The organism is Mycetocola sp., assembly GCF_025464835.1.
In the GTDB taxonomy this organism is placed as follows: domain Bacteria; phylum Actinomycetota; class Actinomycetes; order Actinomycetales; family Microbacteriaceae; genus Mycetocola_A.
Map to the genome: position 1 here is coordinate 1 of NZ_JAODMP010000012.1, position 8929 is coordinate 8929.

Annotated in this window: 8 protein-coding genes; 6 read left to right on the top strand and 2 right to left on the bottom strand. The window is 66.6% G+C overall.

The features are described 5' to 3' along the window. The first annotated feature begins 144 nt into the window (after nucleotides 1-144). The 5 genes from JWP90_RS01760 to JWP90_RS01780 all read left to right on the top strand — a co-directional run bounded on the left by JWP90_RS01760 (nucleotide 145) and on the right by JWP90_RS01780 (nucleotide 6251). Nucleotides 145-873: an SDR family oxidoreductase gene (locus tag JWP90_RS01760; protein ID WP_297358963.1), complete on the top strand. Its 729-nt coding sequence runs from the start codon at nucleotides 145-147 to the stop codon at nucleotides 871-873. 61 nt (nucleotides 874-934) lie between these two features. Next, a complete protein-coding gene (locus JWP90_RS01765; protein ID WP_297358965.1) occupies nucleotides 935-1702 on the top strand; it encodes an SDR family oxidoreductase in 768 nt (255 codons plus the stop codon). Between the two features lie 30 nt (nucleotides 1703-1732). Next, nucleotides 1733-2728 carry a DUF4432 family protein gene (locus tag JWP90_RS01770; RefSeq protein ID WP_297358967.1) on the top strand — a complete coding sequence of 332 codons (996 nt, stop codon included), beginning with the start codon at nucleotides 1733-1735 and terminating at the stop codon, nucleotides 2726-2728. 146 nt (nucleotides 2729-2874) lie between these two features. Then, nucleotides 2875-5214 (top strand): FGGY family carbohydrate kinase, encoded by a 2340-nt coding sequence (locus JWP90_RS01775; protein ID WP_297358969.1) that lies wholly within the window; start codon nucleotides 2875-2877, stop codon nucleotides 5212-5214. Nucleotides 5215-5270: 56 nt separating this feature from the next. Next, nucleotides 5271-6251, top strand: coding sequence for a LacI family DNA-binding transcriptional regulator (locus JWP90_RS01780; protein ID WP_297358976.1), 981 nt, complete (start codon nucleotides 5271-5273; stop codon nucleotides 6249-6251). Between the two features lie 264 nt (nucleotides 6252-6515). Here JWP90_RS01780 and JWP90_RS01785 read toward each other — a convergent pair whose 3' ends face one another. After that, a complete protein-coding gene (locus JWP90_RS01785; protein ID WP_297358971.1) occupies nucleotides 6516-7724 on the bottom strand; it encodes an ice-binding family protein in 1209 nt (402 codons plus the stop codon). Between the two features lie 104 nt (nucleotides 7725-7828). Then, nucleotides 7829-8482: a cyclodeaminase/cyclohydrolase family protein gene (locus JWP90_RS01790; protein WP_297358973.1), complete on the bottom strand. Its 654-nt coding sequence runs from the start codon at nucleotides 8480-8482 to the stop codon at nucleotides 7829-7831. 179 nt (nucleotides 8483-8661) lie between these two features. On the opposite strand from JWP90_RS01790, the gene JWP90_RS01795 reads away from it, so the two are divergent. Further along, nucleotides 8662-8929 (top strand): hypothetical protein (locus JWP90_RS01795; RefSeq protein WP_297358975.1); only part of this gene is annotated, 268 nt, incomplete at its 3' end.

The window sequence follows — 8929 nt, forward strand, 5'->3', positions numbered from 1 at the left end:
GGTGTGAGTGAATGCTAGCTTTCACATGGAATAACATCCAGCACGAGGAGGTGCGATGTCCGCCCGGATCTACGCTGCGGTCGATTCCGGTGCGTCCAGTGGCCGCGTCGTGATGTCAGATGCCACGCGGGAAAAGGCACCAGCATGACCGTTCTTCAAGGCAAGGTCGCGGTGGTCACCGGAGCGAGTTCCGGTATCGGTCGCGCGTACGCCAAGGCGTTGTCAGCCGAGGGGGTCCGGCTCGTGCTCGTCGGGCGCTCGACCGGGCGCCTGACCGAGGTGGCCGAGTCGTTGCCCTCGCCAGCCGTTCTTCTGGCTGGAGACATCGCGCTCGCCGAGACCTCGGAGGAGGCGGTGCGCCGCGCCTTGGTGGAGTTCGGGCGCCTGGACATCGTCATCGCGAACGCCGGACTGTACGCGGGCGGCGGTGTCGAGGAAATCGCTGCGGATGCCGTTCAGGAGATGGTGTCGGTGAACGTGTTCGGTGTCATGGCGACTCTTCGCGCCGCCATTCCGCATCTCGTGGAATCCGGCGCGGGGGACGTCATCGTGACGAGTTCTGTCTCCGGGCATCAGGCCATCTCCTGGGAGCCCGTCTACTCGGCCACGAAGCACGCGGTGCAGGCATTCGTCCACACCACCCGGCGGCAGCTGGTAGGAACCGGAGTCCGAGTCGGCGCCGTAGCGCCGGGTGTCGTCCTCAACGAGTTGTGGGGATTCTCTGAGTCCGCCGACGAGGTGCATGCGCACGTCGGCGATCGCACCGGCATCCGGTCGGAGGACGTCGCCGAAGCGGTTCTCTTCATGCTGACGCGGCCCGCCCATGTCACGATCCGGGATCTCGTGATCCTGCCGACGGACCAGGAGATCTGACCGGGCAGAACCTGCTCGCGCACACCCGCCGACACGACCCCACGATCATGAGGAAACGAAGATGTTCGAAGACCTGAACGGCAGGACCGCCGTCATCACCGGAGGTGCACGCGGATTGGGGTACTCGCTGGCGACCGCGCTTGCTCGCAGCGGCGTGCGGGTAGCGCTTCTCGACCTGCTTCCTTCGGTGGAGGCATCCGCGAAACGGCTCGCCTCCGAATACGGGGTCGATGCGCGCGGCTGGGTCGTCGACGTCACCGACCCCCACGCGATTGAGACGGTCTTCACCGAAGCGGAGACGGAGCTGGGGACGGCTTCGGTTCTAATCACCGCGGCAGGCATCACCGTCTGGGGAGACAGCGTGGACGTGCAGGCCGCGACCTGGCGGAAGGTGATGGCCGTGAACCTGGACGGCACGTTCTTCACCGCACAGGCGTTCGCCCGACGCGCGTTGGCGGCTGGGGAACCCGCTTCAGCGATCTTCGTCTCCTCGATGTCCGCATTCATCGTGAATTCCCCGCAGTTCCAGGCTTCATACAACTCCTCCAAAGCTGCCGTCAGCCACCTTGCAACGTCGCTCGCCGTCGAGTGGGCGGGATCAGGCATCCGCGTGAATGCGATCGCTCCCGGGTACTTCCTCTCCGACATGACCCGCCAGTTCACCGAAGCGAATCCGGAACTCGCGCAACAGTGGATCAGTGACATTCCGATGGGGCGTATGGGTGAACCGGAGGACCTGCACGGCCTGGTGACCTACCTTGCCTCGGAATCCTCCTCCTATCTGACCGGACAGAGCATCGTCATCGATGGCGGCTACACGGCCCTCTGAGGGCGGCTCTGCTGACAAGGGAGTATGGCGTTGACCGATCAAGAGAACATTCGCGAAGGGCTCGGCGGCGCAGAGCGGCGACGCTTCCTCGAAGCGCGCATCGGCGCTGTCGAGCGAGTCTGGGCGCCGCGGACGGTGCGGAGTGAGAACGGAGTGGGTGCCGGGCGGCGGCAGATCGAGCTGCGCTACCTGGGCGGACTGGATGTGACCATCGAGCCGGACCAGTTCCTGGACCTCGGCGAAGCGGCATGGCGTGGCCGGCCGGTCTCTTTCGTTCCGCCATCCACATCGGTGCGTGCCGAGAACTGGGGCCGCCGTTGGCAGGGCGGCCTGCTCACGACCTGCGGGTTGAGTGCTGTGGGGCGGGCGGCGCCGGAAGACGGCGGGATGCACGGACGCGCTCACCTCATCCCCGCCTCCGTCACCCGGCAGGACGGCTCCTGGACCCACGGCGGGGAATACGAGCTCGTCGTTCGCGGCACCCTGCGAGAGGGTGCCGTGTTCGAACCGAATCTCACCGTGGATCGGACGATCCGCGCCAGGCACGGTGTCAGCGAGATCCACATCTCCGACGTCATCCGCAATGAGGGGTTCGTGCCTGACCGGGTCAGGATTCTGTACCACATCAATATCGGCTGGCCGATGCTTCATGCTGGGGCGTCTGTATCCGCCGATGCGAGCGAGCCGGGAGCAACCGAAGCATCTGGGTGGTCGCGCCAGCTCGGCGACCCCGAGCCCGATGTGCCCGAGCGTGTGAACGCGCTCGTTGCCATCCCGGATCCTGACGGCTGGAGCCACGCGACGATTGCCGGGGATTCCGGATCGCTGACCGTCCGCTTCCGGCCGGATCAGCTCCCGTACCTGACCGTCTGGCGCAGCGGAACCTCCGGCTCCTACGCTCTCGGAATCGAACCGGGGACGTGCTGGCCCAGCCATGTCGACGGGCCGGACGAGGGCAAGGTGGGGCGGCTCCTCGGCCCAGGGGAGTCCTTCGTTGTCGAGCTGGTACTCAGCTTCGGCGACTGAGCGCGAACGGGCCGTGAGAGAGCGGTGATTGGGCGACAAATCAGCACTATGACATCGATGTCATGTGAGCTATGCTCGACCTCATGACATCGATGTCATGAGGATCGTCGCCGGCGCAGTCGCCGGATACGGAACGGAGTCTCGCCTTGGACAACACGCTCGTCGCCGGCCTGGATTTGGGAAGCACCGGCATCAAGATCCTCGTCGCGGACGGCTCAGGGGCTGAAGTGCTGGTGCGCCAGCTTCCGACGCCATGGCAGCCCGGCCCGAACGGCACAACCGTGATGACCGCCGAAGCTCTGACCGGCACCGTCCGGGCCCTGTTGGAGTCGGCGGCCGAGCAGCTGATCGGACTTCTCGGGGACGGTTCCCGGGTGTGCGCAATAGGTGTCTCCGGGATGGGGGAGTCCGGCATTCTCGTCGACGACGCCGGTGTCGCCGTGGCCCCGGCGATCGCATGGTTCGATCCGCGCGGTGCGGAGCAGGTGCTCGCGCTCCCAGACACGTTGCGGAAGCAGTTCGCAGGCCGCACCGGGATGCCGCTCGGCGTGCAGGTGTCGGTCGTCAAGATCCTCCACTTGCGTGACCAGGGCCTTGATCTTGTCGGCACCCGGTGGCTCAACCTTCCCGAATATGTCGTCGCGGCACTCGGCGGGAGGCAAGCGGCGGAGTATTCGCTCGCATCCCGAACCGGGCTCATCGACCAGGACACCGGCGCGCCGTGGCCAGAGCTCCTCGACTACCTCGGAGTGACCCGGGATTTTCTCCCGCCGCTGACCGACGCGGGCACACCTCTCGGTGACGCCGACGTCGGATGGCTGCCCGGCGTCTTCCGTGGAGCACGGCTGACGGTCGCCGGTCACGATCACCTCGTCTCCGCGGTGTCGACCGGCGACTTCCCCGCCGACCGGTACCACGTCTCAATGGGGACCGCGGAGGTCCTTCTCCGCGTCCTCGACCGACCCCTCTCCTTCGCGGCCCGCGAACGACTCGCCGACCGGTTCATCAACTGTGTCCGTCACGTCGTACCTGACACCTGGGTGCTCGTTGCTGGGGTGAAGACAGGGCTGCTCATGCGCCGGACCCTCCAGTTGCAGGGGATAACCGACCGAGTGGGCAGGGACCGGCTCGACCGGCAGATCCTGGACATGCCGCTGGATGGCACCCTGCCGGTGGGTGACATCGAGGTGACTGGTGCGCGGAACGATGACGGAGTTCTCCGGCTGACGATCCGAGGAGACGGAGCCGGTCCCGCCGAAATCTTCAACGCTGTTCTACGCCACGGCAACGACGAGATCCAGATGCTCATCGACGCGATGGATCGCGAGCTTCCTCCCGCCTGTTCAAGCCTGGTGACCGGCGGCTGGGCAGCCATGCGTTCGGTGATTCGCGCCCGGTCGGAGATTCTCCCGGACGTGCGGGTCTCTGACCGCTCCCAGGACACGGCATACGGCGCATCCCTGTTCGCGCAGCGCCTCGTCTCACCACTCGTCGCGGCGCCGGACACTCCCGTCAGCCCGACCGCCGATCCCGCACTCAGCCTTCCAGCCCGCACCATCCCATCCCCAGCACAGGAGAACTTCATGAACACCCTGACCACTTCCGAACGCCGTGCCATGGCGAGCATCAGCACGCCGGGAGGCGGCATGCTCATCGTGGCGGCTGACCAACGCAACGGGATGAAGGCCGTCATGACCGACGCCCCTGACGGTGCGTCGTCGATCAGCACGGACGAACTCGCTTGTGCCAAGGCCGACCTGCTGCGTTACCTCGGCAATGAGGCTCCAGCGATCCTTCTCGACCCAGAGGTTGCCCTTCCGCTCGTGGTCGACGACGCCACCATCTCTCGGAACACCGGTCTCGTCGTCGGCATGGACGCGTCCGGCTTCGACGTCGACGGAGGGCTTCGCCGGACCCGTTATGTCGAGGGGATGTCAGCGCGCAAGGTCCGCGACCTCGGCGGCGACGCTGCGAAGATGCTGTTCTACCTTCGCCCGGATCAGCGGGAAGCTGAGGGCGTCGTGATCGACGAGATTCAGCGCCTTGCGGCAGCGTGCGACGAAGAGGGAGTGCTTCTCATCGTTGAGATCCTCGCCTATCAGCTCGATGGTGAGTCGGACGAGGACTACCGCGCCATTTTCCCCGAACTGGTGCGGGGCGCGGCGGAGGTCTGTGTTGCCGCCGGCGCTAAGGTCTTGAAGCTGCAGTACCCGGGCTCCCCCGAGGCGTGCGTGGCCGTGACCGAGGCGGCTGCCGGCGTGCCGTGGGCGGTGCTCTCGGCGGGCGTCGATCACGAGACGTTCGTTGGGCAGGTTCGCACCGCAGTGGAGAACGGTGCCAGTGGCGCGATGGCCGGGCGTTCGCTGTGGAAGGATAGTCTGTCCGTATCCTCCGCGATCCGCCGTGAACTTCTCACCACTCGCGCGCTACCGCGGTTGCACGAACTCGAACAGGTCATCGATGCCGCACTGAGCGGTCGTGCATGACACCGGCCGACTACCAGTCGGCCTGAAACAGGGCCGAGGAGGCGCGCGTGGCGACGATGCAGGATGTTGCGCTGCGAGCGGGCGTGAGCCCGAAGACGGTGTCGCGTGTTTTCAACGAGGACCCGCACGTCCTTCCCGGGACACGCAGCAGGGTCGAGGACGCCATGCGAGAACTGAATTACGTTCCCAATGTTCTCGCCAGGACGTTCCGTGCCGGGCGCTCGTCCTCGATCGGGGTGGCCGTCCCGGACTTGGTCGATCCGTTCTTCGCATCGGTCGTGCGCGCAGTGGAAAGCGTCTGCTCGCTGACCGGGATCACAACCCTTGTCACGAGCATCGGTGACGACCCAGCGCGCGAGCGCCCGGTGCTCGAATCGCTGCTTCGCAGCCAATTGAGAGGGCTCATCCTTGCGCCGGTCTCCGAGGACCAGTCCTGGCTGAGTCAATGGGCAGAGCACACACCGATTGTCTTCGTCGACAGGGCCCCGGTCGGGCTCGGAGCCGACACTCTCGTCGAGGATGACCGCCTGGGCGCGTACCTCGCGACCGACCATCTGCTGGGCCACGGACACACAAGGATCGGGTTCGTCGCTGACACCACTCACCCCCCAAGCACCCGCCGCCGGCTGGAGGGCTACCGGGCAGCCCTCGCCGACAAGGGCGTCTCGTTCGACGAGCATCTGGTGGCGGAGGAGGCGAACGGGCGGCAGAGGGCGGCAGCAGAGGTCGACCGTCTGTGGCGTGATCCGGAACCGCCGACGGCCGTGTTCTCGTCGAACGCTCGAGTGACGATGGACCTCATCCCCGCCTTACGGGGTCGCAACGTCGCACTCGTCGGCTTCGGCGACTTCCAGATGGCCGACCAGTTGAGCCCACCCGTCACCGTCGTCCGACAAGACCCGGTCGAGCTCGGCCGTCTGGCGGCCACTCGTGCGCTTGCCCGGTTCGCTGACAGCGACGGACGGCACGAGCCGGCCACGGTGCTGCCTGTCAGCCTTGTGCTCCGCGAGTCGTGCGGATGCGCGGCCTCCGGCTGAGCGCCGGTCGGTCACGCGCTCGACCGTTTGCGTGAACGGGCACCGGATGCCGCCAGCTGGTGCCCGTTTCGAACGATGAGCCCGTTACACCGTGATGTAGGCACCGTCGGAGAAGGAGGGGCAGCCGCGCCGCTGGCTCACTCTCCGTGCGCTGCGGGTCCTCGACTGGTTCGCGGGCGGCGCAGGCCGCATCCCGCTGCGACGGGGGCTACTCGCAAATCGGCTGCGGGCGTAGTGTCATGCACCCCGCTTGCACCTGTTCCGCTACGCCGAGCGCGCCAGGTGCCGACGCCGTAGGAGGGCGGCGAGGCCGCCAAGCAGAAGGAACGCGCCGACGGGGAGCAACGTGAGGTTCGGCTCGGCGCCGGTCGCGGCGAGCTCGTACTTGTCGGCGGTGTCCGCTGACGGAACGACCGGCACAGCAGGAACCAGCGGAGCGGCCGACGGCACGGTCGGAGGCGCGACAACCGCCGCAGCGGCCACCGTCAGCGGGTAGCTGGCCGTCGCATCCGGTGCCGTCCCGTTGCTGGCGGTGATCGTGAACGTGCTATCCCCAACCGTCGTCGGAACGCCGGTGATCTCCCCGGTGGTGCTGTCCAGCGCGAGTCCGGCGGGGAGCGCTCCCGACGTGACCGCGAAGGTCGCGGCGGGTGTGCCGGTGGCTGTCACGGTGAACGAATACGGCGCACCCACCGTGGCCGCCGTCGGAGTACCTGAGGTGATTGTGGGACTGGTCGATACGTCGGTGCTGCCCGCATCGCATCCGGTGGGGGCGGTGATGACGTTCGAGTCCAGTGTGACTGCGCCGGTCTCTGCGAGCAGGCGGCCCGTGACGGTCGCGCCGGTGACCGCCGTGATGGATGCCTTGGCCATGACGGATCCGACGAATCGTGAGGCGCTTCCTAACGTGGCGGAGCTGCCGACCTGCCAGAACACGTTGCAGGCGCTGGCGCCATTGATCAGGTTGATTGAAGCGCCGGATCCGGCCGTCAGGGTGCTTGCGGCCTGGAAAACCCAGACCGATTCAGCGGAACCGTCAAGCGTGAGTTCACCGTTGAGCGACAGTTCGCCGCCCGAGTAGACGCCGGGTGTGAGGGAGAGGCCGGTGAGTTCACCGAGTCCCGTCTGCGTTGGGGTCAGGCTCGCGGCGACGTTGTAGGCAGTGGTCAGGTCGCTTTGCGCCTGCGCCGCTTCGGCGTCGGCTGAGTGCTGCACACCATCGATGATCCCGGGTGGGAACCCCTCGATGGCCGTTCCGGGGCTGACCCCGACGTCACCGGTGATGACGCTGGACCCGGTGTTGGTTACGGTTGATGCGCTCAGCACGCCGAAGCCCGCCGCCGTACCCAGGCCGACCGGGCCCTCAAGAACGGTGGCAGCAGTCGCGGGTGCCGCTGAGACCAGCAGGAGACAGGTGGCAGCCAGCGCGGCGGATGCCGCTGTCCAACGAGTGAACATAGGGGACCGGGTCATGATGACGCCTCTCAATAGTGAAGGCGTTCGTTGAAACCTGTCGGCCCCTCGTCGACTACCCCCTGAGTCCAGATATATCACGGCAAAGGTGAGGAATAACACACCTACGTTGTGGGGGTGGCGTGTCCTTCCATTTCATCTGACAATCGGTCGATCCGCGCCAGAACGGCATCAAGCTCCTCGACCGTCTCCCAGAGCACCGGATGCCGTTTTCGCACGTCCGAGAGCGACTCGCCACTCGAGGTGAGCGACCCCAGATCGAAGCTGATGTTGGTCCGGGCGCCGGCGATCGCAGCTCGAAGCGCCCCGCACGCAACCGCGACGTCGGCGATGAGCGCTGGGTTTCCGTGCCGCGCCAGCCATTCCAGGTCGGAGACGACATCTGTTCCCTGTTTGCCCAAGGCGGCTGAGGCGCGTGCTGCCTCGACCGAGGCGTCCCGGATGGCATCCTCACGCTGCTTGCCGCGCTCCAGGCGGAACGCGCTGCCGAAGGACCCTGACGCCGCGGCATCCTGATCGGCCAGCCGAAGCGCTGTCTCACGCCCGGCTCGTGCGCGTTCGCGGAGTTCGGCGCACTCGCGTGCAAGGTCACCATCCAGCTGCGTGTAGCCGGCGACCATCGAGGTCAGCCCGTAGGCGATGGCGAGCATCACACCTGAGGCGGCGCCGCCGCCAGGGGAGCCTGTGGATTCGGCCAGCGCTTCGGTCCATTCGTCGATCGTGGACCGCCGAGCCGACACTGTCTCAGAGTTCTGCATGCTTCCAGTGTCTCCTTTCCCGGTCGCGCGGGTCCCGTGCTCGTCGAAGAAACGAACGACCGGGAAACTGAGCCAGGTGCCTTGCCCCAATCCGGGGCGAACCGGGGGTGAGCGGCTGCCTTAGCGATATGGTGACATTCGGCGGCAGCGAGGAGCTGGCCTGCCGAGGGGATAGACGCATGAAGGCCAACGACGCCGAGCGAGCTCTCATCGAGGGCGGCGACTCCGACGCCGCGCCCGAACACGAGGGCAACTTCACGCTGTCGTTGCCGTTCCAGAAGGCTGATTCCCGCGACACCGCGTCGGACGCCGAAACGGCACAACTGGCGACGCTTCTCCGTGATGACGGTAGAGAGGTCAGCGCTGAGATCGCCCTGCGTGAGCGCATCAGCCAGCCGATCCCGACCACGTTCCTGCCCGGCAACAAGCAGCGCAACACGCGAAGCA

Coding starts and splice junctions, on each gene's coding strand:
- JWP90_RS01765 (WP_297358965.1), top strand. CDS start 935: ATGTTCGAAGACCTGAACGGCAGGACCGCCGTCATCACCGGAGGTGCA.
- JWP90_RS01790 (WP_297358973.1), bottom strand. CDS start 8,482: ATGCAGAACTCTGAGACAGTGTCGGCTCGGCGGTCCACGATCGACGAA.
- JWP90_RS01760 (WP_297358963.1), top strand. CDS start 145: ATGACCGTTCTTCAAGGCAAGGTCGCGGTGGTCACCGGAGCGAGTTCC.
- JWP90_RS01780 (WP_297358976.1), top strand. CDS start 5,271: ATGCAGGATGTTGCGCTGCGAGCGGGCGTGAGCCCGAAGACGGTGTCG.
- JWP90_RS01785 (WP_297358971.1), bottom strand. CDS start 7,724: ATGACCCGGTCCCCTATGTTCACTCGTTGGACAGCGGCATCCGCCGCG.